Raw genomic sequence first — 26,986 nt, 5'->3', positions numbered from 1 at the left:
GAGTACTTGGATTTCAGCAGGACGACACTGGGGGCCGGAACCTGTACTTGGAGCGGCGGCTCACCAGTCCAAACGACAAAACCGCGGCCTGTTCGAGGATCAGAACCCTCAGGGCCCGGATCTGGGAATAAGCCGCGGTTTCAGGAAGGCTAGATGCTGTAGCGCTCATCCTCGTGGTCGCCCGGGTGGTCCTTGACCAAGCCCGCGGCCAGCGTGTTGCCGTCCAAAGGGTCGATCAGCAGGAAGGCACCGGTGCGGCGGTGGTGCAGGTAGTTCTCCAGCGGCAGCGGCGCGGCGAGCCGGAGCTGTGCGTGGCCGATGTCGTTCAGCTCCAGGGCGGAGGCCTGCTCCAGCTTGAAGGTGGACAGGTCCAGTTTGCCGTTGACGTTGCGGACCAGGGCCTGGACGGTGCGGGTGCCGTGCTTGACCAGGACCTTGGCACCTTCGCGGAGCGGCTTCGGGGACAGCCAGCAGAGCGAGGCGTACAGGTCGGCCGAGGCTTCCCGGACGGTGCCGGCGGCTGCGATGGTGTCACCGCGGGCGACGTCGAACTCCTCAGCCAGGCGGATGGCAACGGACTGCGGCGCGGCGGCTTCCTCGAGGGAAGCTCCGGCGAAGTCAATGCCCACCACCGTGGTGGTGCGCGGATCCTGGCCCGGCGTCAGCACGGACACCTGGTCCCCCACCTTCACCGAGCCTTCGGTGATCTGGCCGGCGTATGCACGGTAATCGCGGTAGGCCTCTACGTCCAGGCCGGCGGCGACCGCGTCGGGGGCCAGGGCGCCCTGCGGCCGGATGACCAGCTGCACCGGAAAGCGGAAGCTCTCCAGGTGGCTCTCGAGTTCGTCGGCTGCCGGGAGGGTCTCGAGGACCTCCAGCAACGCCGGGCCGGAGTACCACGGGGTCCGCTCGGAGCGCTCCACCACGTTGTCGCCGTCGAGCGCGGATACCGGGATGACCAGCAGGTCGCTGATGCCGTCCGAGCCCAGGCCCAGCTCGCGGCCCACCTGCTGCACATCGGCTTCGATCTCGCGGAACACGGACTCGCTGAAGTCCACCAGGTCAATCTTGTTTACGGCCACTATCACGTGCGCCACGCGCAGCAGCTGCAGCACGGACAGGTGCCGGCGGGTCTGCTCCAGCACGCCTTTCCGAGCGTCGATGAGTACGACGACGGCATCTGCAGTGGACGCCCCCGTCACCGTGTTCTTGGTGTACTGGACGTGCCCGGGGCAGTCGGCCAGGATGAAGCTGCGGCGGTCGGTGGCGAAGTAGCGGTAGGCCACGTCGATGGTGATGCCCTGCTCGCGCTCGGCACGCAGGCCGTCGGTCAGCAGTGCGAGGTCGATGCCGCCCTTGTCGCCGCCGAAACCGCGGTCCGCGGAGGTCCTGGCAACGGCGTCGAGCTGGTCAGCCAGGATCGCCTTGGAATCGTGAAGGAGGCGGCCCACCAAAGTGGACTTGCCATCGTCGACCGATCCTGCGGTGGCAAACCGGAAGAGAGTGGTGGGCAGGGCTGTTCCCAGGTCCGCCGGGAGAACTGCTTCGGTGGTCATTAGAAATACCCGTCCTTCTTGCGGTCTTCCATGGCGGCCTCGGAGATGCGGTCGTCCGCACGGGTGGCGCCACGCTCGGTCAGGGTGGAGGCGGCAACCTCAATCACCACGTCAGACACCGTGTAGGCGTCCGACTCCACGGCGCCGGTGCAGGACATGTCCCCCACGGTGCGGTAGCGGACAGTCTTGGTGATGACTTCCTCGTGCGGCAGCGGCTGGGACACCTCACCGACCGCGCGCCACATCCCGTCTCGGGCGAAGACCTCGCGCTCGTGGGCGTAGTACAGCCCGGGCAGCTCGATGTTCTCGCGCTCGATGTACCGCCAGATGTCCAGCTCGGTCCAGTTGCTGATGGGGAATGCGCGGACGTGCTGGCCCACGGTGTGGCGGCCGTTGTAGAGGTTCCACAGTTCGGGACGCTGGTTGCGCGGGTCCCACTGGCCGAACTCATCCCGCAGGCTCAGAATGCGCTCCTTGGCGCGGGCCTTGTCCTCGTCGCGGCGGCCGCCGCCGAACACGGCGTCGAACTTGTTCTGCTGGATGGCATCCAGCAGCGGCACGGTCTGCAGCGGGTTGCGGGTGCCGTCCGCGCGCTCGGCGAGCTCCCCGCGATCGATGAACTCCTGCACGGAACCCACCACGAGCTTCAGGCCCAGACGCTCAACCGTGCGGTCGCGGAAGTCGATGACCTCGGGGAAGTTGTGGCCGGTGTCCACGTGCAGCACGGGAAACGGCACCTTGCCGGGCCAGAAGGCCTTCGTGGCCAGGTGCAGCATCACCACGGAGTCCTTGCCGCCGGAGAACAGCAGCGCGGGCTTCTCGAACTCGGCAACCACCTCACGGATGATGTGGATGGCCTCGGACTCGAGGGTGTCCAGGCTGCTCAGTCTGGTTGAGACGGCGGACTCAGTCACCTGGGTCTCCTCGCTTAATGAAGTGCTCATACGTGTAGTCCGCATTCTGTCTTGTTGGTTCCTGCCCAGCGGCCGGCGCGGGGGTCCTCGCCGGGTGCCACTTTGCGGGTGCAGGGCTGGCAACCGATGGACGGGTAGCCCTGGGACAGGAGCGGGTTGACGGGCAGGAGGTTGTCGTCGGAGTACTGGACCACCTGGTCGAACGTCCACGCGGCCATCGGGTTGACCTTGACCAGCCCGTTCTTTTCATCCCAGGTCACCAGCGGGGTGTTGGTGCGGGTGGGGGCCTCGTCGCGGCGCACGCCAGTGAACCACAGTTCGTATTTGGCCAGGGTGCGCTGGAGCGGGGCCACCTTGCGGAGGGCGCAGCACTGGGCGGCATCGCGGGCAAAGAGGTTTTTGCCCAGGAGCCGGTCCTGCTGCTCCACGGTGTTCTCCGGGAGCACGTCCACCACGTTGACGCGGAGGTTGGCAGCAACCTCGTCGCGCGTGGCGTAGGTTTCCGGGAAGTGGTAGCCGGTCTCCAGGAACAGGACGTCGACGCCGGGCATCTGGTCCGCCACCAGGGCGGGCAGGACGGCGTCGGCCATGGAGCAGGCGACGGCGACGGCGGGCAGGTCAAAGTTCCGCTCCACCCAGGCGATCACGTCGCGGGCCGGGGCGTCCCAGCCGAGCTCGGCGGCGCCGGCCTCGGCCACGGCCTTCAGCTCTTCCTTGCTGCGGAGCTTGGGGTCGGCAGGTTCAGCCACCGCGGTTGCCACCGTGGCCTCCACCTGCGCGGAAGCCGCGGCAGGGGCAACCACCGGGTCAACACCAAGGGCGTGCTTGCTCACTGGAGTGCCTCCTCGTCTGCTGCGTGGGCCCATTCGGCGAAGGTCTGCCCCTCGGCACGGTCGGAGACAAACCGGCGGACCACGCGCTCCACGTAGTCGGGCAGGTCGTCGACGTAGACCCTGAGTCCGCGGACGGTGCGGCCCAGCCCTGCTTCCTCACGGTCCCTGGACGCCAGCCCGCCCCCCAGGTGGACCTGGAAACCCGGGGAGGGGTCGCCCTCGGGCGTGGGAAGCATCATGCCCTTGAGGCCGATGTCCGCCGTCTGGATACGGGCGCAGGAGTTGGGGCAACCGTTGATGTGCAGCGACAGTGCCTGCGGCAGTTGACCGGTTTCGGCGAGGTCGGCCAAACGGCGCTCCAGCTCGGCGACGGCAGTGGCGGCCGTGTGCTTGGTCTCCACGATGGCGAGCTTGCAGTACTCGATGCCGGTGCAGGCGATGGTGCCGCGGCGGAACACGGACGGGCGGGCGGACAGGCCCAGGGCGTCCAGCTCGGCCACCAGAGGCTCCACCTGGTCCTTCTCGACATCCAGGACAACAAGCTTCTGGTGCGGGGTAGTGCGCAGGCGGTACGAGCCGCGGGCCTCAAGGGTGTCCGCGAGCTTCACCAGCGCGGCGCCGGAGAGGCGGCCGGCCACCGGGGTGGCACCGATGAAGAACTTGCCGTCCTTCTGCTCGTGCACGCCCACATGGTCGCCGGGGGTGGTGGGCTTGGGCGCGGCGGGGCCGTCGGCGAGCTTGTAGCCGAGGTATTCGTCCTCGAGGATCTGGCGGAACTTCTCCGGGCCCCAGTCGGCCATGAGGAACTTCAGGCGGGCTTTGGTGCGCATGCGCCGGTAGCCGTAGTCGCGGAAAATGCTGGTGACGCCGAGCCACACGTCCGCTGCCTGCTCGGGCTTCACGAACGCGCCCAGGCGCTTGCCCAGCATCGGGTTGGTGGACAGCGCGCCGCCGGCCCAGAGGTCATAGCCAATCCCGAGTTCGGGGTGGCGGACGCCCACCAGGGCGAAGTCGTTGATTTCGTGCACCACATCCTGGCTGGGATGCCCGGTAATCGCCGTCTTGTACTTGCGGGGCAGGTTGGAGAGCAGCGGATTGCCGATGAACCGCTCCCCCAGCTCCTCGATCAGCGGGGTGGGGTCGATAATCTCGTCCTTGGCGATGCCGGCCACGGGCGAGCCAAGGATCACGCGGGGAACGTCACCGCAGGCTTCGGTGGTGGACAGGCCCACACCTTCCAGGCGGTTCCAGATCTCCGGGATGTCCTCCACCCGGATCCAGTGCAGCTGGATGTTCTGGCGATCCGTGAGGTCGGCCGAGTCCCGCGCGAAGTCCACCGAGATCTGGCCGATGACGCGCAGCTGCTCCGTGCTGAGGGCGCCGCCGTCGATGCGCACGCGCAGCATGAAGTACTTGTCCTCGAGCTCGTGCGGCTCAAGGGTTGCGGTTTTGCCGCCGTCAATCCCGGGCTTGCGCTGGGTGTACAGGCCCCACCAGCGGAAGCGCCCGTGCAGGTCCTGGCCGGGGATGGCGTCGAAGCCCTCTTTGGCGTAGATGGTTTCGATACGCTCGCGCACGTTGAGGCCGTCGTCTTCCTGTTTCCAGGTTTCGTTGGCGTTCAGGGGCGTCTTGCCGTCCACTTTCCACTGCCCGTGCGGCTTTGCGGCGGGACGGGACGGGCGGGCCGGGCGCTTGGGGGCAGCGGAGTCCGCGGACGCTCCGGCTAGAGCTGTATCAGTCATGAAACGACTGTAGGTCCCGCCCGAATTGCGTCACAAAGGCCCGGAAACGCTAAGTCACCTAGGGAAATATTTCGTCACGAAACGCCGGACGGCCTTGATCGGGCCACCCTGCTGTGCATTTGCCGGTGGTTCTGCGGGGGCTTCCGGGGAAGCCTCCGACGGCGTCCGGGGCTCCGCTTCAGCCGGCGCCTTCGCCGGTTCCCCGGCTGATGCGCGGGCCGCGGATTCCCGCGCCTTTTCGACGGCGCCGTCATACCGGTCGAGCGCGATTTCGGCGAGCACCGGAGACGGCAGCAGCGGCTCGGTGACGAGATCGGCACCCGCCTTGGCCAGCTGGTCGTGGAAGTAGCCCGGCGCCAACAGGTAGGAGGCGATGACAACCCGCCCGCCGACGTCGACAGCTCCCGCGGACTCCCCCGCCCCGGCACCTCCGGCAAGTTCCTCCCGAAGCATCGCGACGGCGTCGGGCACGGACGGCTTGGCCGAGGCACCATAGGCGGCCACCATCCGGTTGGACCGCAGCTCCCCCAGCTGGCCCAGCAGCTCCTCCACGCTGACGGCGGCGTTGGGGTTCGAGGATCCTGCGGCGGCGAGCACAATGACGTCGTTGTCCGTCACGCCGGCTTCGCGCAGCCGCTGATCAAGAAGCGCAGCCAGGCGCGGATCCGGGCCCAATGGCGCGGCGGCAGCGCTGCCCGGCCTGCTCTTCACGGCGCGGGCAATATCCACCTTCACGTGGTAGCCGACGCTCAGCAGCAGCGGAACCACGACGGCGGACTCCCCCTCCGGCAGCCCTGCCATGACGTCCACCAGGTCCGGCTGCTGGACATCAACGTAGGCTTCACGGACATCGAGGCCGGGGCGGAGGGCCGCGATGTGCTCACGCAGGGCATTGACCTCCGCGGCTCCCTGTGTGCTGGACGTCCCATGTGCGCAGGCGATCATGATGGGGCTGTTCATAGGGGCTAGCGTAACGTTGGAGCCGCCCTGTCCGCCCTCTTTGTAATCGCCGGGACGCCCCATGACATTCGCCTTTGACAATGCGCCGGTATGGCTGGATCTGCTGGGCGTGTTCTTCTTTGCCGTTTCGGGTTCCCTGCTGGCGGCGAGGAAGCAGATCGACATCGTGGGCTCCCTGCTTCTGGCCTCACTGGTGGGCCTTGGCGGAGGGGTGATCCGCGACATCATCCTCGCAGTCGTGCCCGCCGCTTTCACCAACCCCGCCTACCTGGTCCCGCCTGTACTGGCCACGGCCCTGGTGTACTTCCTGTTCTCCAGTGTCCAGCGCTTCACGTCGCTGCTGACCCTGTTCGACGCCGGCGGGCTGGCCCTGTTCTGCATGACGGGCACTCTGAAAGCGCTGTCGTTCGGGGTCAATCCGGTGGCTGCGGTGCTGCTGGGCGTGACCACTGCCGTGGGCGGGGGCCTGCTGCGCGACGTTACCGCCAACGAGGTTCCCGAACTCTTCAACCCGAAGGACATCTACGCGCTGCCCGCATTCGTAGGGGCTGCCATGACTGCCGTGCTGTGGGTGCTCGGGATGTTCAACGTGCTGACCGCGGCCGCCATCGCGGCTGTGGTTTTCGCCTTCCGGGTCCTGGCGTGGCGCCGCTCGTGGCAGGCGCCCCTGGCCGTTCACGGGTGGCACCGACGGGGTGACGAACCCGGGCTGTGAAGTGGTCCCCCGCGGGTGTTCGGTGGCATTTTCCGGGCCCCGCAATTAGCTAGGATATGAGCATGACTGACATGTTCCTCGAGAAGTTCCGCGCGCTTGTTCCGAAGTATCTCGAGGATGAATGGCAGGAAGAGGACGGGCTGTCCCCCGAGGAGCTGGACAAGGCCCTGGCCGACCACCAGTTCCAGATTCCCATGGTCCTCCGCGAGTTCTACCTGGCCGTTGGCGGCTGCGAGGACCTGATGGAGGCGTACCACTACTTCTGGGATCCGGATGAGCTCGAAGTCGATGACGAAGGCTTCCTGATGTTCCTGGAGGATGAGGAAGAGGAATACACCTGGGGCTTCCGGGTGGGCGACCTCAGCATTCCGGACCCCATCGTCTACCGCCGCAACAACACCCGTGGCCAGTGGAAATCCGAAGAGGGCACGTTCTCCGAGTTCGTGTTCGACATGTTCGAATGGGCGTTCGAGGAAGACGAAGACTAGGGCTTTCCCGCTTCGCTTCCACCTTGTGCGAAAACGGGGCACTTTGGCGCGGACTCGCCGGACATCGCGCCCGTCCCAGGGCTCCCACGGCCCTAAGTGCCCCACGACGGCGGCCCTCACCTTCCGTTGAAGGCTCCCCGCCTGCTCAACTCAAGCACCTCCAACACCTCTTCCATCATCCGCCCGGGGTGATGGACGACGTCGTCATAGCCGAACCTCAGGACAAGGTACCCGCCGGCAATGTGGCGTTGTTGCGCTTGCGGTCCTTCTTGACCTGGCGGGGCTCCAGGTGGGTGGCGCCGTCGGTCTCCGCCACCAGGCAGTCCTCCACCAGGAAATCAACCTCCCCCACGCCGCGCACCTCGACATGACGGCGGATCTGCAGCCCGGCTCTCCGGAAGTAGTAGTTCGCCAGGACCTCCAGCGGGGAATCCGCCCTCGGAATCACGTAATCGAGCACTGCCCTTGCTCTCGCATTGCGGTTCCCGGGAAGCTTGCGCCGCAGGAACTCAATAGTGATATCCCCGTGCTGTGCAGCGCACTGGACCAGGACCAGCGCCTCGATCTCCGGCAGGCACCGCAAGGCATGGATCAGGACATCGGCCAACCCGGCGACCGGCAGCCAGCGGTGCCGGGGATGGACCCAACGTCCGTGGGCGAGTGCACCGGGCGGGGCCTTCCTGTGCCCGGGACTCACGTGCGGGGCACCGGCGGGATGCAGCGTCCACAGTCCGTAAAGAGGCGCAGCGGACAAACATGTCAGCAAGACGTTGTGCTTGAGCGCCTCGCCGAGGACACCCGCTTCCTGGGGCAGGCTGTAGACCCCCCTCCGAAGGCGCTCTATCCGGCCTGAGGCCAAGGCCTTGTTAATGCGCTGCGGGGGAGAAGCCGGCCTGGCGGAGCTCGGAGTTACGGGCAACACCGGCGCGCCGGCGAAGAAAAGCTTCAATATCCATGCATCCAATGTGTCGTGGCTGGCGCGGCCAGGGGCAGGTTGGGCCTTGGGTATGTGGACAAGCCCGCCTTCGTGGGGCACCTTGGCACGGACATGCCGGCGCTTTAACGGATCAAGCCCAGACAGGCGGGCGGAAGTGCCCCAAGAAGGGCAGCGAAACTCTATGACAATGCTGGTAATTCCAACTTGCACATTGTGACAATGCTGTCATAAACTGTTTTAGGATCCGCTAAACGCCTCCGGCGGGTCTGATGCGAACGGAGAGACAACCCCGGTTCGAAGCAGCGTATGACTCGTATCGTTGCCGAGAACCGGGGTTGTCCCGTTTAACCGGCCCGCACGGCAGTCCCCCAAACTGCAGCACCACAAAAAGAAGAAGCCCGGCACCTTCAAGAGGCACCGGGCTTCAGGCAAGCAGCAGTCAGCTGGCGCGGTCCACCACGGCCAGCGCGAAATTGGACAGCGAGTCCTTGACCACGCCTTCCGGCAGCGGGGCAAGGGCGGCGATGGCTTCGTTGGCCCACTCGCGCGCCACAACCCACGACTCGGCCGTGACCGGGTGCTCCCGCAGACCCGCAACCGCCTCAGCCAATGCCTCGTCGGAGGTCAGGTCGCCGTCAATGAGCTTAAGAAGGTCGACGGCGGACTGGTCACCTCCCGAGGCAGCGCGGCGCAGGAGCAGGACAGGCAGGGTGGGGACCCCTTCGCGCAGGTCCGTGCCCGGGGACTTGCCGGACTTGACCTTGATGCCGGTGACGTCGATGACGTCGTCGGCCAGCTGGAAGGCAACCCCAACTTTCTCGCCGTACTTCACGAGGACCGATTCGTATGCGGGATCGGCTTCGGCGAAGATGGCGCCAAGCTGGCCGGAAGCCGCCACCAGGGAACCTGTCTTGTCAGCAATAACGGACAGGTAGTGCTCCACCGGGTCCTCATCCGGCCGCGGACCCACGGTTTCGTGCAGCTGGCCCAGGCACAGCCGCTCGAAGGTGCGGGCCTGGATACCCAGCGCACGCGAGCCGAGTTCGGACACCAGGATCGAAGCGCGGGCAAAGATCAGGTCGCCCGTGAGGACCGCCACCGAGTTGCCCCACACCTCATGCGCAGTGGGGGCGCCCCGGCGGAAAGGGGCGGAGTCCATCACGTCGTCGTGGTACAGGGTTGCCAGGTGCGTCAGTTCCACCACGACGGCGGCCTGCACCACGGCGGGCAGGGAGGCGTTGCCGAGGTGTGCACACAGCAGGGTCAGCAGCGGGCGGATGCGCTTCCCCCCGGCCTCAACCAGGTGACGCGACGTTGCATCAGCCAGCGGGTCCGAGTTGGCGATGGCTTCGCGGAGTTTCTTCTCCACCTTGGCCAGGTTATTGGTGATGGCAGGCCCCAGCTCTGCATCCCCGGCGATGGCCGCGAAGCCAGCGGGCAGCTGCAGTCCGGTGGCGATGGCGGTGGTATTGAGGCTGGGTTCGGACTCCGGCAGGCCGTGCCCGGCATGCGTCCAGCTGTGGTCTGCGGGGTAGTTCACTGGTTAACCCTAACTTTTTGTTGCGGATACCGCTGATTCGAAGCCGAGAGGGTATTGGATGTAGCCGGGACCAGCGCCTCCAGGACCCGGATCACCCTGTCCTCGAAACCCTTCGCCGAGGGGTCGGTGAGGTTGGCCAGCAGCCGGACCACGAACCGCATCAGCACCGGAACGGGCATGCCGGTCCGGAGCGCGAGCCTCATGACCGCCGGCTTCCCGATCAGCGCGGCAAACGCGCGGCCCAGGGTGAAATGCGATCCCCACTGTTCGCGCACGTACTCCGCGTACCGGCCAAGGTGCGCATCGGCGTCGTACGTTCCACCCGAAGAAGCCGAGCGCGACGGGGCGTCGATAATAAACCCGGCCGCAAACCGAGCCGATTCCATGGCATAGGAAATGCCCTCGCCGTTGAACGGGGAAACCATACCGCCGGCATCACCGAGCAGGAGCAGCCCGGGCGAGTAGTGCGGGGTGCGGTTGAAGCCCATGGGCAGCGCGGCGCCGCGGATCTCGCCCACCTGGTTTTCCGGGCTGAAGCCCCACTCCATCGGCATGCCGGAGGTCCACTCGCGCAGGACCTGCTTGTAGTCCAGCTTGCCGAATTCCTTGGACGAGTTGAGGATGCCCAGGCCCACGTTGGAGGTGCCGTCGCCCACGCCGAAGACCCAGCCGTAGCCGGGCAGCAGCTTGCCGTCCCGGCCGGGAAGCTCCAGCCAGCCCTCCATCCAGTCGTCGTCCGTACGTGGCGATGTGAAGTAGGTGCGGACGGCCACGCCCAGCGGGCGGTCGTCGCGCTTCTGGATGCCAAGGGACACGGCCGTGCGCGTGGAGTTTCCGTCCGCGGCGAGGACGACGTCGGCGCTGAACTCGCGCGTCTCGCCCGTCCTGCGGCCGGACCCGTCAAGGAGCGCTGCCCGGACTCCCGTAACGCGGCCGTCGTCGTTGCGCAGGGCGTCGGTGACGCTGTGCCGCTCCAGGATGGTGGCACCGGCAGACTGCGCGTGCCGGGCCAGCTCCTCATCGAAGCCCAGGCGCGTGCGGATCAGGCCGTACTGCGGAAAGTCCGAAACTGCAGGCCAGGGCACTTCAATGGTCCGGCCGCCCGCAATCAGGCGCAGGCCCTTGTTGCGGCGCCATCCGTCGTTTTCGGGATGCGGCAGACCGAGCTTCTGGATCTCGCGGACCGCGCGGGGGGTCAACCCGTCGCCGCACACCTTCTCCCGCGGGAAGCTGGTCTTTTCCAGGACGGTGACTTCGATGCCGGCCTTGGCGAGGTAATAGGCGGCCGTGGACCCGGCAGGGCCCGCCCCAACAATCAGTACCTTCACGCGGGTCAGCGGACGATGTTGCGGCGCAGTTTGACCACCGGGCCCTTGTGGGCGGCAATGGCGGCAGCAGCGCCGTCGGGCGTTGTGCCGGCCGGTTTGAACGCCCGGTGCACGGCTACGATGCCGCCGGTGAGGTTGCGGTAGGTCACGGTTTCCCAGCCGGTTTCCTGCAGCCACGCGGCGAGGTGGTCCTGGTCCGGCCAGGCGCGGATGGATTCGGCGAGGTAGACGTAGGCGTCCGGGTTGGAGGCGACCTTGGTAGCCATGGCCGGAAGCGCGCGCATCAGGTACTCGGTGTACATGGTGCGCCAGAGCGGAACCACAGGCTGGGAGAACTCGGCGATGACCAGGCGGCCGCCGGGCTTGGTGACGCGGAGCATCTCGGCCAGCGCCTTTTTCGGCTCATTTACGTTGCGCAGGCCGAAGGAGATGGTGGTCGCGTCAAAGGTGTTGTCCGCGAACGGCAGGTTGGTGGCATCACCGGCAATGAAGTCGATGTCCGGGCGGCGGCGCTTGCCTACCTTAAGCATGCCCAAAGAGAAGTCGCAGGCCACCACGTCTATGCCCGCATCAGCATATGGCTCGCTGGACGTGCCGGTGCCCGCAGCCAGATCCAGGACGCGCTGCCCCTTGGAGACCTCCATGGCTTCCACCACGACCTTGCGCCACCGGCGGGTCTGCCCCATCGAGAGGACATCGTTGACGACGTCGTACTTTGGTGCGACGTCGTCAAACATCGTGGCTACTTCGTCCGGACGCTTATCCAAGGATGCTCGGTTCACCATGACATTGTCTCAAATGTTCAGGAGCGCCCGGACCACGACGAATAGGGTTGCGCAGCATGCGCAACCAGGTAGTCCGCGTAGTAAGTACCTTTCAGTACTAGTGTTGTCTCATCATGACGAGCACGCTCCGCACCTTGACAGTCCCCCTCGATGGCCAAAAATTTGCCGGGGGGCTGCCGTCGTTTTTGGTCCGGGACGATGTCCTGTGCTGGACCCGCCGTGAGGCCGGGCTTGCTGGCTTCGGGGAAATCATCCGCTTTACCGCCACCGGCCCGGAGCGGTTCCTCGAGGCTGATGTCTGGTGGCGGCACCTGGTCCTCGAAGCCGAGATCGCAGACTCCGTGGAGCTTCCCGGGACAGGCCCTGTAGCTTTTGGCTCCTTCGCTTTTTCCAAAACGTCCGCCCATGAGTCCCGGCTGATCGTACCGGAGATCGTGGTGGGAGTACGTGACAACCAGGTTTGGCTCACCCAGCTGGCGCTCGACGACGGCGACCTCACCGAGGGCACCGCCCTCGCCGCCCTGGACCGGTGGCTGGGCACCTCCGCCAGACGTGAAAGCACGACGGCGGCAACGGGCCCCGCCGGGAACGGCACCTCCGGTGGGGGTTCCGCCAAGGGAGGCGGCGCCGTCGTACGGCCCCTTACCCTTGCCGCCGGAGCCACCTTGCACACCGGTTCGCTGAGCGAGGAAGCGTGGATGGATGCCGTGGCAGCGGGGGTGGCGGAAATCCGCACCGGAGCGCTCGAGAAACTGGTGCTCGCACGGGACGTGGTGGCAACCCTTCCCATGGGCGTGCATGCGGCCACCGTGCTGCGCGAGCTTGCGGCCCGGTACCGCGAGTGCTGGACGTACGGGGTGGACGGCCTGGTGGGGGCAACGCCGGAGATGCTGATCCAGGTGGAGGGCCGCACCGCCCAGGCGCGCGTCCTCGCCGGGACGCTGGACCGACTCGATGCGCACGGCGAGGACGGACTGCCCATTGACTACGCCACGCGGGCGCTCGCGGGCTCCGAGAAGCAGCGGCACGAACACGAGATCGCCATCCAGTCGCTGACCAGCCAGCTGGCGCCGTTCTCCGAGGCGATGAATGCCCACGACGAGCCATTCATCCTTGAGTTGCCGAATGTGTGGCACCTGGCGTCCGACGTTAAGGCGGAGCTCACGGAGGTGGAAGGACATGTCCCCACCTGCCTGGCCCTCATTAATGCACTCCACCCCACTGCGGCTGTCTGTGGAACGCCCACCCAAGTGGCCGGCGCGCTGATCCGCAAGCTGGAGAACCTGGACCGCGGACCGTACGCCGGGCCAGTCGGGTGGCTGGACGCCGCCGGCAACGGCGAATGGGGCATTGCGCTGCGGGGTGCAGTGATTGAAGCGCGGGACACGGTTCGGCTTTATGCCGGCTGCGGAATAGTGGACGGCTCGCAGCCCGAAGCCGAGCTGGCGGAGACCTGGGCAAAGTTCCGCCCCATGCTGGAATCGCTGGGCATCAGGAGCTGAGTCCGGAATTAAAGACAGCGGCTTCCCCGACCCGCTTGATTTCTTCTGTGGTTTAGTTATCCAATAGTGAAACTAAGTTTCCTGTGATGCACATCTCATAATCGGGGCTACACTATGAACCGATTAAGTACCGCATACTCCTGCAACAAAAGGTAAGAAAAATGCAGCTCAAGTCCCTGGCCACGGCCAAAATGACCGCCAAGGCAGCAGCACTCTTCGCCGTCGGCGCCCTCACCCTCACGGCCTGCGGCGGCGGGGGCTCCACCCCGGCCGCTTCTGAAGGCGGCATCCAGCTCATCAACTCCGGCAAGCTCACGGTGTGCTCCGATATCCCCTACGAGCCGTTCGAATTCGAGAAGGACGGCCAGACGGTCGGCTTCGACGTGGACATCGCCAAGGAGCTCGCCAAGGACTTCGGCGCCGAACTGAGCATCGTGGACAGCTCCTTTGAAGCCATCGAAACCGGCACCGCCCTCACCCAGTGCGACTTGGGCATCTCATCCATCTCCATCACGGACACCCGCAAATCCGTCATGGACTTCTCCAACCCGTACCTGGACGATGACCTGGCCCTGGTGGCCAGCGAGGACTCCGGCATCAGCAGCCTCGAAGACGCGAAGGGCAAGAAGGTGGGCGTCCAGCAGGCCACCACCGGCGCCGACTACGCGGAGGAGCAGGGCCTTGACGCACAGCAGTTCGAGGACACCGGCCTCCTTGTCCAGGCACTCCAGGCCGGCACCATCGATGCTGCCCTGGGCAACCAGTCGGTCCTGGGCTACGCCATCAAGGACAATCCCAAGTTCAAGAGCGTTGAGGAATTTGCTACCGGCGAGCAGCTGGGCATTTCCGTGAAGAAGGGCAATACGGCGATGCTGGAGAAGGTCAACGGCACGCTCGAGCGGCTGCAGGAAGACGGCTCCCTCGAGAAGTTCAAGACCACCTGGTTCGGCGAAACCGCCAAGTAGCCAAGACCGTCCAGTAGTTGCCGGGAAGGCCTGAGGCTCCCCCGCCTGGTTCCCTCCCAGCCCTGAGAACTACGCAGCCGGGGCCCCGGACGAGCTGTATTGCAGTCCGTTCGGGGCCTCTGCCACGCATAACGAATGTGAGCACCCCATGGCAATGACCGCACGTCAACGCGCCAGAGTAAGCCTCTATGTCCAGGCCGGAATCTTTGTGGTGGCCGTCGCCGCGCTGATCCTGGCCACCGACTGGCAGGCTATCGGCAACAGCGTCTTCAACTTCGCCAAGATCGGCCCCATGTTCCCCGGCATTTTTGCCACCGGCCTCGTGAACACCCTGATCTACACCTTCCTCGGCTTCATCGTCGGCCTTTCCGGCGGCCTGTTGCTGGCCCTGATGAAGCTCTCCAGCTTCCCGCTGTACCGCTGGATCGCCACCGGCTACATCGAGTTTTTCCGCGGCATTCCGGCACTGCTGGTCTTCATCGCCTTCGGCTACGGCGTGCCCCTGGCCTTCGGTGTCTCGTGGAACATCACCGTGATCGTGATGGTTTCGCTCGGCATCGTGGCCTCGGCCTACATCGCCGAAACCCTCCGCGCGGGCCTGCAGGCAGTACCCAAGGGCCAGCTGGAAGCCGCCCGCTCCCTGGGCATGCCGCAGTGGCGGGCCATGGTCACCATCGTGATCCCGCAGGCTTTCAAGATTGTCCTGCCGCCGCTGACCAACGAGGTCATCCTGCTCACCAAGGACTCCTCGCTGATCTATGTCCTGGGCCTCACCGCTTCCCAGTACGAGCTCACCAAGTTCGGCCGCGACGGCATCTCCAGCCTGGGCGCGGGCCTGACCCCGCTGCTGGTGGCCGGCGCCTTCTACCTGGTGATCACCATCCCGCTGAGCCTCCTGGCCAGGAAGTTCGAAAGCCGCACCGCGCGGTCCAAGCGATAGGCAGGGAAGACCATGAACGACGTCGTAAATTCCTCCGGCAGCACCAGCACCATCCACGCCGCGGGCGTGGCCATCAAGGACCTGCGCAAATCCTATGGCTCCAATGAAGTCCTGAAGGGTATCAGCCTGGACGTGGCGCCTGGTGAAGTGGTGTGCCTGATCGGTCCCTCCGGTTCCGGCAAGTCCACCCTCCTGCGCTGCGTCAACCTGCTGGAGCAGCCCAACCAGGGCAGCATTCACGTTGGCGGTTTCGAGGCCACCGATCCCGATGTGGACATCGATAAGATGCGCCGCAAGGTGGGCATGGTGTTCCAGCAGTTCAACCTCTTCCCCCACCTCGATGCCAAGCGCAACTGCAGCATCGCACAGGTCAAGGTGCTGAAGCGGTCCCAGGCCGAGGCGGACAAGGTGTCCATGCACAACCTGGAGCGTGTGGGGCTGGGACACCTCGCGGACCGTTTCCCGGACCAGCTTTCGGGCGGCCAGCAGCAGCGCGTGGCCATCGCCCGTGCACTCAGCATGGACCCGGAACTGATGCTCTTCGACGAGCCCACCTCTGCCCTGGATCCGGAAACCGTGGGCGATGTCCTTTCCGTCATGCGCCACCTCGCCCAGGAGGGCATGACCATGCTGGTGGTTACCCACGAGATGGGCTTCGCCCGTGAAGTGGCGGACCGTGTGGTGTTCATGGACGGCGGCGTGGTGGTGGAGGAAGGCCCTGCCGAAGAGGTCATCGGCTCACCTTCGCAGCCGCGCACCAAGGAGTTCCTGCGCCGCGTCCTGGATCCGAACCACATCGAGATCGAGGAGTAGGCGCTTCTGCTCCGTTTTCGAGGCGCACATGCGTCAGCGACACGCATAGGCCCTGGCGCTGCCGGTATACCGGTAGCACCAGGGCCTTTGCGCGTCGAGGGAATTTTTGCGCGTCCAGCACTCCAGAACACGCACGACGGCGGCCCGCGGCATCGGCGTCCGTGGGAGCCTTTACTCCGGCAACGGGTGGGCCGAGAATAGGTCCCACTGCAGCCTCCACTGGCTCAGCAGCGCGCTGCCCATCCGGCGGCCATCCCCAGCCGGCCGCCCTAGCGAGGAGCGCTGCCATGACACAATCCCCAACATCCCGTGCCGTCCCGGCGGTCTCCGCGCGCGCGGCACAGCTGGCATCGATCCCGTCTTTCCAGCGGGTTGACGCCTACCTCCGGGCCGCGGCGTCCCGCGGGCAGGGACAGACGGGCGTTTGCGACTTCACTTTCGGCAACCCGCACCAAATGCCGGCCGACCGCTACGTCAACACCCTCAGGGATGCCCTGACCCCACAGAACGACCAGTGGTTTGCGTACCAGACCAACGGCGAGGCCGCCCGGGAAGCCGCCGCGGACTCCCTGAGCAGGCTCCTGGAGGTGGTGTTCCGCCCCGAGGACCTGTACCTCACCACCGGCGGCTTCGCCGCGATCGCCCTGGCATTGAAAACGGTGGCCGACCCTGGCGATGAGGTCATTTACAGCCTCCCGCCGTGGTTCCTGTACGAGCCGCTGATCCTGGAGGCCGGGCTCACACCAGTGAAGATCAGGATCAACACCGCCACCTTCGACCTGGACCTCGAAGCCATTGAAGCTGCCATCACTGAGCGCACCAAAGTGGTGATCGTGAATTCTCCCAACAACCCCACGGGACGGGTCTATCCGCCTGAACTGCTGCTCCGGCTGGCGGAACTGCTGGAAGCAGCCTCGGTCAGGCTGGGCCGGCGCATCTACATCGTTTCGGACGAGGCGTACAACCGCATTGTCTTCGATGGCCTGCGCTTCCACAGTCCGGCAGAGTTCTATCCGCACACGCTGCTCGCCTACTCCTACGGCAAGACCCACCTATCCCCCGGCCAACGGGTGGGCTACCTGGCACTGCCGCCCAGTATGCCGGACCGTGACGAGATGCGTCCGGCCCTTTCAGGGCTGCAGGTGGCCATGGGCTGGATCTATCCGAATGCCCTGCTGCAGCATGCACTGCCCGAACTGGAGAAGTTCTCCATTGACGTCGGTCAGTTGCAGCGGCGGCGGGACCGCTTCGTCGATACCCTTGGCTCCATGGGCTACCGAATGCAGCCTCCGGAAGGCTCCTTCTACATCTACGTCACGTCCCCTGTCCCGGACGATGAGGCGTTCACCGAGTCGCTCGCCCGCCGGGATGTCTTCGTATTTCCCGGCGTGCTGTTCGAGACCCCGGGCTTCTTCCGGATCTCCCTGACGGCCAATGAGGACATGATCGAACGCAGCCTGCCTTCGTTCGAGGCAGCGCTGAAGGAATCCCGCCCATAGTGATGCACCCGCAGGCCTGCCTGCACAGATTACCTGGCCAGCACTCCCGCGACAGCGGCAGCAACCGCTTCCTTGATCCGGGCGTGAAGCTGCCGCAGCGAATGGCGGTCCGTACGGACCTCCACGATGCTGCGACCCTCGATCGGCTGGGCGAGCGCCTCGGCGAGTCCCGCCGTCGTATTCACCAAAGAATGCCGGACGCCGTATGCTGCGGCGAGAGCCGCGATGTCCACAGTGTGCGGGGTGCCGAAAAGGCGCTCGACGGCGTCCCCGTATGTTCCGGCCTCGCGCACCCCTCCGTGCTCGAGCAGGTCGAAGATGGCGCCGCCGGAATCGTTGAGGACCACGATCCGCAGCTGCGGCTGGTCCTCCCCGGCGCCCAGGAGAAGTCCCCCGGCGTCATGCAGGAAGGTGACGTCGCCCAAGAGGACGGTGGTTTCCTGCCGTCCGCCGAGTGCGATGCCAGTGGCAGTGGAAATGGTGCCGTCAATCCCTGCCAGGCCGCGGTTTGCGTAGACAGTAGCGGCAGGATCGGGTGCAGGAAGGCCGGCCAGGTCAACGTCACGGATGACATTGGAGGAACCCAGCAGCAGCTGGCCGCGGGCGTGCTTCCAGACCAGCGATGCCACAGATGGGCCGCTTGCAGCAGCATCGGCCAGAAGTATTCCGTCCAGGGCATGCTGTGCAGCACTGCTTGCGAGCAGCCACGTATCCAGCCACTCGGGTGTCCCCCGGCCGGCGAAGTCTGCGAGTTCCGCGAGGTTTTCCAGCGGCAGTTCGGTGCGCCGGCCCGGCTCGTACCAGGCCACCGGAACAGGGTGGTACAGGGCGGAGGGGACTTCCGCGCGCGCCAGCAGGGCTGCCACCGGCCGGGACAGTGTGGGCCTGCCGAACAGCACCACGCGTTCAGTGGGCTGTTCGGACTCAGCGCCAAAGTGCTCCAGCAACAGGCGGTACGGGCCCACCGCGTTCGGCCCGAAGCGCGCATTGGAGGACGGTTCGGCGAGCAGCGGGAGGTTATGGGCGCGGGCGAAGGCCTCGGCGACAGGGCCGGCGTCGTGCCCGGCGAGTACTACGGTGCGCCGCTCCGGCAGCTCAGCCGGTGCCGGCGGCAGGTTCATGATGAGTGGCTCGGTGCCGATCCGGTAGCGCTGACGCTCGGCCGCCGCCGGAAGCTTCTCACGAGGTGATGGCACCAGCGGATCCCTGAAGGCGAGGTTGAGCTGGACGGGGCCCGGCGGAATCTCGCTAAATGCCCCGGTCGCGGCGGACAGCCCTGTCTGCACTGCACGTTCAGGGTTGCTGCCGGCAGGAATGTCGACGGCGAAGCGTACCTGTTCACCGAAGAGGTCAGGCTGGATAGTGGTCTGATTGGCGCCGGTTCCTCGGAGCTCGTCGGGCCGGTCTGCGGACAGGACGATCAGCGGGACGGCGGCGTGGTTGGCCTCCATCACGGCCGGCATCAGGTTCCCGACGGCAGTCCCGGACGTCGTGAGCACGGCTGCCGGGGAACCGGTGGACAGCGCGAGGCCGAGTGCGGTGAATCCGGCGGAACGCTCGTCAATCCGCACCAGCAGCTCCACTTTGCCTTCCGCGGACGCCTCGGCCAGGGCGTACGCCATCGGAGCGGAGCGGGAACCCGGCGACACCACCACGTGCTGCACGCCGCCGTCGAGCAGGACTCCGACGGCGATCCGCGCGGCTGCCAGGGCAGTCAGCTCAGGTGCCGCCTCCGGAGCGTCTTTCCCGGAAGAATCTGCTCGGGAGGTTTGGGAGGCGTCAGGTTCGTTCAACGAGGTCACCAATCCAGTCTGCCATCCACGGCGCCCCATCACCTTCTGCATGAAAACAGCAGACGCCCCATCACCTCCTTGCCGCGAGGACCGCGAGGTGATGGGGCGCGCTGGAAAACCTGCGAGAGGTGATGGGGCGTCGGGGAGGACCTAGGCGTCGGTGCGGAACACCTGGATCACTGATGGTCGGGGTGCGCGCGCCTGGCCCGCCGCCGGCGTGGCGCCTGCCGCAACGTAGTCCGGGAAGAACGAGACCTGGCTCTCGAACGTGCCGTCCTCGCCCGGGTGCTGCACGGCGACGAACACTGTGCGCTCTTCGTCGTGGATAATCGGACCGCACGTTTCGGCGTCCCGCGGAACGGCGAGGAACTGCTCAACCTTGCCGCGCTCTGCGCCTTCCAGGGTGACCTTGAACAGGCCGTCGGCGCGGTCGATGCCGGAAGGGGCGCCGTCCGTGGAGATCCAGAGGTTGCCCACGGAGTCGAAAGCCAGGTTGTCCGGGCAGGAGATGGGCGAGACCTTGTCCGCCGGGAAGCCGGAGAAGTAGGTCACATCGCCTTGGGCCGGATCGCCGCAGACCATCAGCAGGTTCCAGGTGAAGGAGGTGGAGGTCTGGCCGCCGGTTTCGGTGATTTCCACAATGTGCCCGTCCCGGTTCTGGGTGCGCGGGTTGACCTCAGTGGCCCCCTCGTTTGACCCTACGCCACGGTTGGAGTTGTTGGTGCAGGCCACGTAGACCTTGCCCGTGTGCAGGCTCGGCTCCACGTCCTCGGCGCGGTCCATCTTGGTGGGGCCAACCTTGTCCGCGGCCAGTCGGGTGTACACGAGGACCTCATCCACGGACATGCCGGGAACTGCGGACTTGCCGTCCAGCACCAGCGGCAGCCACTCGCCTACGCCGTCGAAGGCGCCGTCCGAGGGAACGGCGCCGGTGCCGTTGATTTCAGCAGCCGGAGAGTTACCGGTGAACCGGGCCACGTAGAGGCTGCCGGCGGACAGCAGCGTCATGTTGTGCTTGCGGTCCCCTTCGCGGTACTTGTCCTTCGAAACAAACTTGTACAGGTAGTCGAAGCGCTCGTCGTCGCCCGAGTAGGCCACTACATGACCGGACTCGGCGATGATCACGTTGGCGCCTTCGTGCTTGAAGCGGCCCAGCATGGAGTGCTTCTTCGGAGTGGACGTGGGGTCGAAGGGGTCAACTTCAACAATCCAGCCGAAGCGGTTGGCTTCGTTCTCGTAGCCGGCGTTGCGGGTATCCCAGCGGGGCTCGTCCAATTCCCACTGGCGGGCGGTGGGCTTGGAGGTGATGCCGTACCGCTTGTCACCGGCCGAGGTGCCGTTGCCGACGAAGTAGCCCTGGAAATTCTCCTCCCCGGAGAGAATGGTGCCCCACGGGGTGGTGCCGCCGGCACAGTTGCCCAGGGTGCCCTTGATGAAGCGGCCCGCAGGGTCTTCCACCGTCTTGACCAGGGCGGAGCCGGCGGCCGGACCGGTCAGCTCGTAGACGGTCGAGTTCAGGAATCGCCGGTTCAGCTCTGCACCCTTGACGTAGGTCCACGGCTTGTTCTTGTTCTTGCGCTCCAGCTCCACTACGGACAGGCCGTGCGCAGCGGCTGCCACGGTGCGCATCTGGTCGGCGGGCATGGTGGGCGGGAACATGATGGCGTCGTTGGTGTACTCGTGGTTGGAGAACAGCACCGCGCGACGGCCCTTACTGCCCGGGATTTCCAGGATGTCGGTGTAGTCGTTGTTGTAGCCGAACTGCCTCTCCTGGGCGGCCGCCGTCTGGTTGTTCAAGTCGAATGCCGGGGCGTCGTTGAAGATGGGATCGCCCCACCGGATTACCGGCTGCCAGGTGAAGCCTTCGGGCACGGTGACGGCGTCAACCATGGCGTCAATGGAAGGGATGGCAGTGAACTGCAGCTTGGACTTGCCGAAGCCCTCCTTGGCAGCCTTGGAAAGGCCGGCAGCGGAGGCGGGTTCAGCGGAGGTCCCCGCTGAACCGAGGACGACGGCGAGGGCACCGGCGGCGCCGAAGCCCAGGGCGGCGCGGCGGGACATGGTGGCGGAGGCGATGTCGCGGAAGTAGCTGTTGGAGCTGGTGTTGCAGACGTTGCCGGCGCAGGCGTTATCGCACTTAAGGGCGCAGGTGACGGCACTGCGCTTGCCCTTGGTATGGCCGAGCATCGGCAAAAGAGTGAACTTGCGGGCAGTCGTTTCAGACATGGGGGCCTTCCAGGGAAAATCGATGCGGTTCACACACCTTGTCAAGCGCTTTCTACGCGGAGTCATCTGGAAAGTGAAGTTCGGGTTAACCGCTTGTGACGCGCAGTGATATGAGAGAGGGTGCCGGAAAATCCCGCATCAAGTGAGGGAGGGTGTCAGCGGGGCAGCAGCGCGTGGACGCGGCGCAGCCGGGCCAGCCACCACTCGCGCCGTTCGGGGGAAGCCGCATACTGCTCCAGCAACCCTGCATCGGCGGCCACGTCACGCAGGCTGATGGCGCCGTCGTCGGCCACCAGGGCATCCAAGGTGACGTCCTGCTCGAACAGGGACACCGTTCCCAGCCCGCACGCGTACGGAAGCTCCGGCAGGGACGCTGCCAGCGCGAGCCCGGCGCGGATGCCGACGGAGGTGTCCAGGGCGGAGCTGACGACGGCTGGCAGCCCGGCTTGGGCCACGATGTCCAGGGCGCGCCGCACTCCCCCGAGCGGCGCCACCTTGACGACGATCAGGTCGGCAGCGCCGGCCCGGGCAACCCGGAGGGGATCAGTTTCCTTGCGCACGCTCTCGTCCGCCGCGATCAGCAAAGGGATGCCGGCGGCGCGAAGCTGCGAGCGCACTTCGACAAGCCCATCAATGGTGGGCACAGGCTGCTCCGCGTATTCAAGGCCGACGGCGGAAAGCCGGTGGAGTGCCTCCACTGCGGCGGGGACGTCCCAGCCTCCGTTGGCGTCAACGCGGAGGGCAGCGTCGGGGAGGGCGGAGCGGACGGCGGCGAGGCGGTCGACGTCGTCGTCGAGCGTCTGGCCCGGCTCTGCCACCTTGACCTTAACAGCGTCCACCCGACCGAAGCGGGCCAGGATTTCCGGCACGTGGCCAGCGGGAACGGCCGGGACGGTGGCATTGACAGGAATTACTGACCGAAGCGGCGCAGGAAAACCAGCCCAGGCGGCCTCGACGGCCGAGGCGAGCCAGCGGGAGGCCTCCTCATCCCCGTACTCCGGAAACGGACAGAACTCGCCCCAGCCGGCAGGGCCGCGCAGCAGCAGCGATTCACGCTCCATGATGCCCCGGAACCTCACGCGCATGGGCAGGCTGACCACGTACGCCTGCGCCAGGAGCTCGTCCAGAGGAGGCAGCAGCGGCGGCGTGGTTTCCGGGGGCATGCGTTCACTGTACCGGCGGCCCGGGCGCCCCAACGCCGCGGCCCGGCTTGAAGCAGCCTTCCAGCTTTCTGTGCCACCCTTTAACCGATGACTTACCAACGGCAGGCACCAGGCAGGACGGCAGCCCGAACCGCACCGGGCTCCGGCTTCCTGTTCGTGCTTGCCACCCTGGCCTGCGTAGCAGGGTTGATTGCCACCTATTACTACTTCGTGCAGACCACCACGGGCCAGTTCATCGACGAGTCGGCGCTGGTGGAAGCCGTGGAACTGCATGGTCCTGCAGGCAAGGCAAGTACCAGGTTCCTGGACCTGCTGCCCACCATCTCGCTGGTGATGGCCGCCGTCGTGGTGCTTTTTGTCACGGCGATCCGGAAACACTGGGCGGAGGCCGGGATAGCAGTGGCCGCCTGCATCGGCGCGAATATTGCCACCCAGGTCCTCAAGGATCTGCTGCCCGCCCGCCCGGACAAGGGCGTGATCACCCTGGAAATGAATTCACTGCCATCCGGGCACACGACGCTGGCGGCATCGGCGGCGGCCGCCGTGTTCCTGATGGCGTCGCCACGCTGGCGCCCCATGGCCGGCTTCGTCGGCGGCACGTTCGCCATTGCCTCCGGAGTGTCCACCCTGATCAACCAGTGGCACCGGCCGGCCGACGTTGTGGCGGCGTTCCTGCTGGTGGGCGCCTTCATGGTTCCCGCGGGCTGGCTCATCATGAAGCGCGGATCTTGGAATGCCTGGGACGGGTTCGGCGGACACATCGGCTCGGCCCGGATCTGGCTGACGCTGCCGGTGGCCATCGGCCTGGCGTCGGCGGCCGTGGCGGCGTATTCGCTGCTCCGGATTGCGCCGAGCCCCTGGCAGGAGACGAGCACCACCCACTATTTTTGGGCCGGGATCTCGCTGATAGTCATCGCCGGGTACCTGGCCACGGTTGCCACCACGGCACTGTTCGCCTTTGCTGCACGACGGCGGCACTAGCCAGGGTGCCGGCGTCCGCCTCTTAGCGTTGCGGCAGGCCGGGCAGTTTTACCCTCGGCGGGCTAAGGGGTTTTACGGGGAGACGGCGGTCAGTGCGGCTCGTTGGGGGTGCGGCAATGTGCTCGGCCGCGCCGTGATGTGCACGGCGTCCGCCACCACAGCCTGGAGGCCTCCGCCCTTGGCGCAGGAGTTGCGCTGGACGGCGGCTCCGGTGCCCCGATTCAAGACCTGGAACAGCAGGAACTCCACGGTGCTGAACTCGCCCTGCTCCTCCAGCACGGGCCTGAGGTGGTTCAGCAGTGCCATCGCCACGTCGAAAGCCCCCCGCTGCACACCGGTGAAAGGATCGGCCAACTGGCCCTCCAGCCCGTAACGGCTTGCCTGCCAGGTGACGAGACGCAGTTGGGTGGCCGACGCCGGAACCGGGCTGACGCCGTCGCGCCACTGCCGTGCCGCAGTCTCGGCAAGCCCGCGGACAAGCGCCGCCATGAGAACGGCGTCGTCAGCGAACAGGCACACGTCCGGCACCCGAACCTCCACTGTGGGGTGCTTGTGGCTGAGCCGCGCGTCGAAGTACAGGTTTGCCTTGTCCAGAGGAACCCCGGAACTGAGGATTTGCCCGACCTCGCGGTGGTAATCATCTGCCGAGCCATAGATCTCCGCCGGGCCGGTGGTGGGCCACCTGCTCCAGGCCTGGGAGCGGTAGCTGGCAAAGCTGGAATCCACGCCGTTCCAGTAGGGCGAATTGGAACTGAGTGCCAGCAGGAAAGGAAGCCACACCCGGAGCCGGTCAAGGATCGCAATGCCTTCCTCCTCCGACTCGATCTCCACGTGCACATGGCAACCGCCTGTCAGCTGCTCCACGGCGGTGAGCCCGAACCTCTCCATCAGCTGCGCGCAGCGCTCGCCTGGGGCGATGGTGGACTGCACGGGCAGCGGGGAGGTAGCCAAGGCCGCTGCCCGTGCTCCCACGCGCCGTGCCGCGGCGTCAGCATCCTTCCGCCGTGCTGTGATGTCCTCAGCAAGGTCGTGAAGGCTGACCAACGGGAGGGTGCACGTTTCGAGCTGCTCCTGCTTCATTTCGCTGGTAAGCCGCGGGTAATCGCTTAGCTGGTCGAGCACCTGGCCGAGCGGGACGGCACGGCCGTTCGCGATGTCCACTATCAGGAACTCTTCCTCAACACCTACCCTGCGCGTCATTCCACATACAGTAAGCATGCTTACTTCCCGTTGCAAGCCGGGGTGGTGGAGTCAGTCCAGAGTTACAGGCGACAAAGCCATTCGCTACCCCACACCGTGGCGCTGGAGCCACATCTCGAGCAGGGCGAACTGCCACAGGACGTTGCTGTTCACTGCGGTGCGCTGGGCGTTGGGGTCGGCAAGCAGCGAATCGATGTACTCCGGCCGGAACAGCCCGCGCTGCTTGGCTTCCGGTGCGTGCAGGGCATCCCGGACGACCGAGATGAACGGTTCTTCAAGGTGCCGCAGGGCCGGGACCGGGAAGTAACCCTTGGGCCGGTCCACGACGGCGGCCGGCAGCATTTGCCTGCCCAGGTCCTTCAGAATGCCCTTGCCGCCCTGCGAGGCTTTCAGTTCGGGCGGACAGGCTGCAGCGAGCTCCACCAGCTCGTGGTCAAGGAACGGAACACGCGCTTCGATGCCCCAAGCCATGGACATGTTGTCCAGCCGCTTGACGGGATCGTCCACCATGAGCAGGTGGGTGTCCAGCCGAAGCACGGCGTCCAGGGCCGTATCGGCGCCTGGCGCATCCAGATGCGAGGCCAGGACCTGGCTGCTGACGTCCGTGCCGGCAGACCATTCGGGCTCGAGGATGCGGACCAGGTCCTCATGCCTGTGGTCGACAAAGGATGCGGAGAAGGCAGCCAGCGCCTCCTGCCGCCCCACGGATGCCAGCGGCTGGTGGTACCCGTAGCCGCCGAAGACTTCGTCGGCTCCCTGGCCGCATTGCACCACCTTCACGTGCTGGGTGACAGTCCTGGAAAGCAGGTGGAACGCCGTGACATCGTGGCTGGCCATAGGTTCCGACATGGCTCCCACGGCGTGGCCGATCGAGGGCGCGAACTCGGATGTGCTGACGTGCAGCCGCTCGTGCTTGGTGCCGAATTCCCGCGCCACCAGGTCCGAGTATTCGAACTCATTCCCGGAATCCCCGCCGGCGCCGTCGAAGCCGATGCTGAAGGTGGACAGCCCATGCTGGCCCTCCTCGGCGAGCAGGGCAACCAGCAGGCTTGAATCCAGTCCCCCGGACAGAAGGACACCTACCGGCACGTCCGCAACCATCCGCCGTCGTACTGCCGTCCGCAGCGCATCCCGCACCGCGTCCTGCCAGTCCAGGGCGGACCAGCCAATTTGCGCGGAGCGGCGGGTGTAGGAGGGCTTCCAGTATTCGCGGTCATGGCAGGTCCCGTCGCTGCGGACTGTGCGGATAGTGGCGGCCGGCAGTTTGCGGATGCCGCGAAGGATGGTCCGCGGTGCCGGAACGATCGAGTGCCAGCTCAGGTAATGGTGCAGGGCGGTTTCGTCGATGCTGGTGTCGATGCCGCCTGACGCCACCAGCGCCGGCAGGGATGAAGCGAACCGCAGCTTTCCCTGGAGCTCCGCAACGTAGAGCGGCTTAATGCCCAACCGGTCACGGACCAAGAGGACCTCGCTCCGCCGTGGATCGAATAACGCGATGGCGAACATCCCCACCAGATGGTGGACAAAGTCGTCCCCCCACTTGCGGTAGGCCTTGAGGATCACCTCGGTGTCGCTGGTGGAGTGGAAGGTGAACTCCGGCTCAAGCTCCCGCCGCAGTTCCTTGTAGTTGTAGATGCACCCGTTGAAGGAGACGGCCACGCCGCCTTCGTCAACCATGGGCTGGGCTCCGGCGGATGAGAGATCGATAATGCTCAACCGCTGGTGGCCAAGCGCCACCCAGCCTGCGTGCCAGGTCCCCCTTCCGTCAGGTCCCCTCGATGTCATTGCCCCCATCATGTCCAGAACCGCCTCCTGGGAGGCCGTTCTCCCGTTGAAGGCGATTTCGCCAGCTATTCCGCACATGGTGCTTTTCCTCGTTCCTAGCGATTACCGCGCTGTACTGCCTAGGGTTCGGTCCTTCACGAACCGCCCTGATGGTCTTGGGCGTTGGATCGGCAGGGTCGGACAGGGCCGTGCCCGCCTCCACCCGCACTTGCGAGGTAGTCCACCGCCACCTTGTTGAACCGCCCGCCCGGGAGCGGGATCGTGTTCAGTCAGTGCATGGAGCACCGGCATTTCATTCTGGTCCATGCGGCCTCCTGTTTC

At 66.0% G+C, this 26,986-nt stretch carries 22 protein-coding genes; 8 read left to right on the top strand and 14 right to left on the bottom strand.

Features of this window, described 5'->3' with window-relative positions; genetic code table 11:
* Positions 1-149 precede the first annotated feature (149 nt).
* From FDW81_RS05010 to FDW81_RS04990, 5 genes are read right to left on the bottom strand one after another with little or no spacing between them, the layout of a single operon-like run.
* On the bottom strand, positions 150-1,556 hold the full coding sequence (locus FDW81_RS05010; protein WP_138133066.1) for a sulfate adenylyltransferase subunit 1: 1,407 nt from the start codon (positions 1,554-1,556) through the stop codon (positions 150-152).
* Complete coding sequence (gene cysD / locus FDW81_RS05005; protein ID WP_138133065.1) at positions 1,556-2,500, bottom strand: sulfate adenylyltransferase subunit CysD; 945 nt, start codon at positions 2,498-2,500, stop codon at positions 1,556-1,558. The genes FDW81_RS05010 and cysD overlap by 1 nt, the downstream gene beginning before the upstream one ends.
* Entirely contained in the window at positions 2,497-3,303 is an 807-nt protein-coding gene (locus tag FDW81_RS05000) for a phosphoadenylyl-sulfate reductase (protein WP_240719968.1), read from the bottom strand. The genes cysD and FDW81_RS05000 overlap by 4 nt, the downstream gene beginning before the upstream one ends.
* The gene (locus FDW81_RS04995; RefSeq protein WP_138133064.1) at positions 3,300-5,045 is read right to left on the bottom strand and encodes a nitrite/sulfite reductase; all 1,746 of its coding nucleotides are present in this window, start codon (positions 5,043-5,045) and stop codon (positions 3,300-3,302) included. The genes FDW81_RS05000 and FDW81_RS04995 overlap by 4 nt, the downstream gene beginning before the upstream one ends.
* Positions 5,046-5,099: 54 nt before the next feature.
* Positions 5,100-6,005 carry a sirohydrochlorin chelatase gene (locus FDW81_RS04990; RefSeq protein ID WP_138133063.1) on the bottom strand — a complete coding sequence of 302 codons (906 nt, stop codon included), beginning with the start codon at positions 6,003-6,005 and terminating at the stop codon, positions 5,100-5,102.
* Positions 6,006-6,066: 61 nt separating this feature from the next.
* On the opposite strand from FDW81_RS04990, the gene FDW81_RS04985 reads away from it, so the two are divergent.
* Entirely contained in the window at positions 6,067-6,720 is a 654-nt protein-coding gene (locus tag FDW81_RS04985) for a trimeric intracellular cation channel family protein (RefSeq protein ID WP_138133062.1), read from the top strand.
* Between the two features lie 62 nt (positions 6,721-6,782).
* On the top strand, positions 6,783-7,208 hold the full coding sequence (locus tag FDW81_RS04980) for a hypothetical protein (RefSeq protein ID WP_138133061.1): 426 nt from the start codon (positions 6,783-6,785) through the stop codon (positions 7,206-7,208).
* Between the two features lie 217 nt (positions 7,209-7,425).
* On the opposite strand, the gene FDW81_RS04975 is transcribed toward FDW81_RS04980, so the two are convergent.
* The 4 genes from FDW81_RS04975 to FDW81_RS04960 form a co-directional block, all read right to left on the bottom strand.
* Positions 7,426-8,157 (bottom strand): type IV toxin-antitoxin system AbiEi family antitoxin domain-containing protein, encoded by a 732-nt coding sequence (locus tag FDW81_RS04975; protein WP_240719966.1) that lies wholly within the window; start codon positions 8,155-8,157, stop codon positions 7,426-7,428.
* Positions 8,158-8,584: 427 nt separating this feature from the next.
* Positions 8,585-9,685, bottom strand: coding sequence for a polyprenyl synthetase family protein (locus tag FDW81_RS04970; RefSeq protein ID WP_138133060.1), 1,101 nt, complete (start codon positions 9,683-9,685; stop codon positions 8,585-8,587).
* Entirely contained in the window at positions 9,682-11,013 is a 1,332-nt protein-coding gene (locus FDW81_RS04965) for a geranylgeranyl reductase family protein (RefSeq protein WP_138133059.1), read from the bottom strand. The genes FDW81_RS04970 and FDW81_RS04965 overlap by 4 nt, the downstream gene beginning before the upstream one ends.
* Positions 11,014-11,018: 5 nt before the next feature.
* The gene (locus FDW81_RS04960) at positions 11,019-11,795 is read right to left on the bottom strand and encodes a demethylmenaquinone methyltransferase (protein WP_240719979.1); all 777 of its coding nucleotides are present in this window, start codon (positions 11,793-11,795) and stop codon (positions 11,019-11,021) included.
* Positions 11,796-11,911: 116 nt separating this feature from the next.
* Here FDW81_RS04960 and FDW81_RS04955 point away from each other — a divergent pair, with 116 nt between their 5' ends.
* The 5 genes from FDW81_RS04955 to FDW81_RS04935 all read left to right on the top strand — a co-directional run bounded on the left by FDW81_RS04955 (position 11,912) and on the right by FDW81_RS04935 (position 17,517).
* Positions 11,912-13,300: an isochorismate synthase MenF gene (locus FDW81_RS04955; protein WP_138133057.1), complete on the top strand. Its 1,389-nt coding sequence runs from the start codon at positions 11,912-11,914 to the stop codon at positions 13,298-13,300.
* Positions 13,301-13,461: 161 nt separating this feature from the next.
* Positions 13,462-14,265, top strand: coding sequence for an ABC transporter substrate-binding protein (locus tag FDW81_RS04950; protein ID WP_138133056.1), 804 nt, complete (start codon positions 13,462-13,464; stop codon positions 14,263-14,265).
* A gap of 148 nt (positions 14,266-14,413) precedes the next feature.
* Positions 14,414-15,205 (top strand): amino acid ABC transporter permease, encoded by a 792-nt coding sequence (locus FDW81_RS04945; protein WP_138133055.1) that lies wholly within the window; start codon positions 14,414-14,416, stop codon positions 15,203-15,205.
* 12 nt (positions 15,206-15,217) lie between these two features.
* Entirely contained in the window at positions 15,218-16,018 is an 801-nt protein-coding gene (locus FDW81_RS04940; RefSeq protein WP_138133054.1) for an amino acid ABC transporter ATP-binding protein, read from the top strand.
* Between the two features lie 287 nt (positions 16,019-16,305).
* The gene (locus tag FDW81_RS04935) at positions 16,306-17,517 is read left to right on the top strand and encodes an aminotransferase class I/II-fold pyridoxal phosphate-dependent enzyme (RefSeq protein ID WP_138133053.1); all 1,212 of its coding nucleotides are present in this window, start codon (positions 16,306-16,308) and stop codon (positions 17,515-17,517) included.
* A 29-nt stretch (positions 17,518-17,546) separates the two neighbouring features.
* Here FDW81_RS04935 and menD read toward each other — a convergent pair whose 3' ends face one another.
* The 3 genes from menD to FDW81_RS04920 form a co-directional block, all read right to left on the bottom strand.
* A complete protein-coding gene (gene menD, locus FDW81_RS04930; RefSeq protein ID WP_370278749.1) occupies positions 17,547-19,349 on the bottom strand; it encodes a 2-succinyl-5-enolpyruvyl-6-hydroxy-3-cyclohexene-1-carboxylic-acid synthase in 1,803 nt (600 codons plus the stop codon).
* Between the two features lie 111 nt (positions 19,350-19,460).
* Positions 19,461-21,536 (bottom strand): PhoX family phosphatase, encoded by a 2,076-nt coding sequence (locus FDW81_RS04925; protein ID WP_138133052.1) that lies wholly within the window; start codon positions 21,534-21,536, stop codon positions 19,461-19,463.
* 155 nt (positions 21,537-21,691) lie between these two features.
* Positions 21,692-22,699, bottom strand: coding sequence for an o-succinylbenzoate synthase (locus FDW81_RS04920; RefSeq protein ID WP_138133051.1), 1,008 nt, complete (start codon positions 22,697-22,699; stop codon positions 21,692-21,694).
* Between the two features lie 87 nt (positions 22,700-22,786).
* Here FDW81_RS04920 and FDW81_RS04915 point away from each other — a divergent pair, with 87 nt between their 5' ends.
* Positions 22,787-23,680 (top strand): phosphatase PAP2 family protein, encoded by an 894-nt coding sequence (locus tag FDW81_RS04915; protein ID WP_138133050.1) that lies wholly within the window; start codon positions 22,787-22,789, stop codon positions 23,678-23,680.
* A 72-nt stretch (positions 23,681-23,752) separates the two neighbouring features.
* Here the strand turns inward: FDW81_RS04915 and FDW81_RS04910 are convergent, their stop codons facing one another.
* Both FDW81_RS04910 and FDW81_RS04905 read right to left on the bottom strand, forming a co-directional pair.
* Positions 23,753-24,880: a glutamate--cysteine ligase gene (locus tag FDW81_RS04910; RefSeq protein WP_138133049.1), complete on the bottom strand. Its 1,128-nt coding sequence runs from the start codon at positions 24,878-24,880 to the stop codon at positions 23,753-23,755.
* A gap of 84 nt (positions 24,881-24,964) precedes the next feature.
* Entirely contained in the window at positions 24,965-26,743 is a 1,779-nt protein-coding gene (locus tag FDW81_RS04905) for an N-acetylglutaminylglutamine amidotransferase (RefSeq protein ID WP_138133048.1), read from the bottom strand.
* Positions 26,744-26,986 lie beyond the last annotated feature (243 nt).

Origin of the sequence: Pseudarthrobacter sp. NamB4, assembly GCF_005796185.1 — a bacterium.
In the GTDB taxonomy this organism is placed as follows: domain Bacteria; phylum Actinomycetota; class Actinomycetes; order Actinomycetales; family Micrococcaceae; genus Arthrobacter.
Note: the sequence above shows the minus strand (reverse complement) of the source record. Positions and strands in the feature narration are given on the sequence as shown.

Coding starts and splice junctions, on each gene's coding strand:
- FDW81_RS05010 (WP_138133066.1), bottom strand. CDS start 1,556: ATGACCACCGAAGCAGTTCTCCCGGCGGACCTGGGAACAGCCCTGCCC.
- cysD (WP_138133065.1), bottom strand. CDS start 2,500: ATGAGCACTTCATTAAGCGAGGAGACCCAGGTGACTGAGTCCGCCGTC.
- FDW81_RS04995 (WP_138133064.1), bottom strand. CDS start 5,045: ATGACTGATACAGCTCTAGCCGGAGCGTCCGCGGACTCCGCTGCCCCC.
- FDW81_RS04990 (WP_138133063.1), bottom strand. CDS start 6,005: ATGAACAGCCCCATCATGATCGCCTGCGCACATGGGACGTCCAGCACA.
- FDW81_RS04985 (WP_138133062.1), top strand. CDS start 6,067: ATGACATTCGCCTTTGACAATGCGCCGGTATGGCTGGATCTGCTGGGC.
- FDW81_RS04980 (WP_138133061.1), top strand. CDS start 6,783: ATGACTGACATGTTCCTCGAGAAGTTCCGCGCGCTTGTTCCGAAGTAT.
- FDW81_RS04955 (WP_138133057.1), top strand. CDS start 11,912: ATGACGAGCACGCTCCGCACCTTGACAGTCCCCCTCGATGGCCAAAAA.
- FDW81_RS04950 (WP_138133056.1), top strand. CDS start 13,462: ATGCAGCTCAAGTCCCTGGCCACGGCCAAAATGACCGCCAAGGCAGCA.
- FDW81_RS04945 (WP_138133055.1), top strand. CDS start 14,414: ATGGCAATGACCGCACGTCAACGCGCCAGAGTAAGCCTCTATGTCCAG.
- FDW81_RS04940 (WP_138133054.1), top strand. CDS start 15,218: ATGAACGACGTCGTAAATTCCTCCGGCAGCACCAGCACCATCCACGCC.
- FDW81_RS04935 (WP_138133053.1), top strand. CDS start 16,306: ATGACACAATCCCCAACATCCCGTGCCGTCCCGGCGGTCTCCGCGCGC.
- menD (WP_370278749.1), bottom strand. CDS start 19,349: ATGGGGCGCCGTGGATGGCAGACTGGATTGGTGACCTCGTTGAACGAA.
- FDW81_RS04925 (WP_138133052.1), bottom strand. CDS start 21,536: ATGTCTGAAACGACTGCCCGCAAGTTCACTCTTTTGCCGATGCTCGGC.
- FDW81_RS04920 (WP_138133051.1), bottom strand. CDS start 22,699: ATGCCCCCGGAAACCACGCCGCCGCTGCTGCCTCCTCTGGACGAGCTC.
- FDW81_RS04915 (WP_138133050.1), top strand. CDS start 22,787: ATGACTTACCAACGGCAGGCACCAGGCAGGACGGCAGCCCGAACCGCA.
- FDW81_RS04910 (WP_138133049.1), bottom strand. CDS start 24,880: ATGACGCGCAGGGTAGGTGTTGAGGAAGAGTTCCTGATAGTGGACATC.
- FDW81_RS04905 (WP_138133048.1), bottom strand. CDS start 26,743: ATGTGCGGAATAGCTGGCGAAATCGCCTTCAACGGGAGAACGGCCTCC.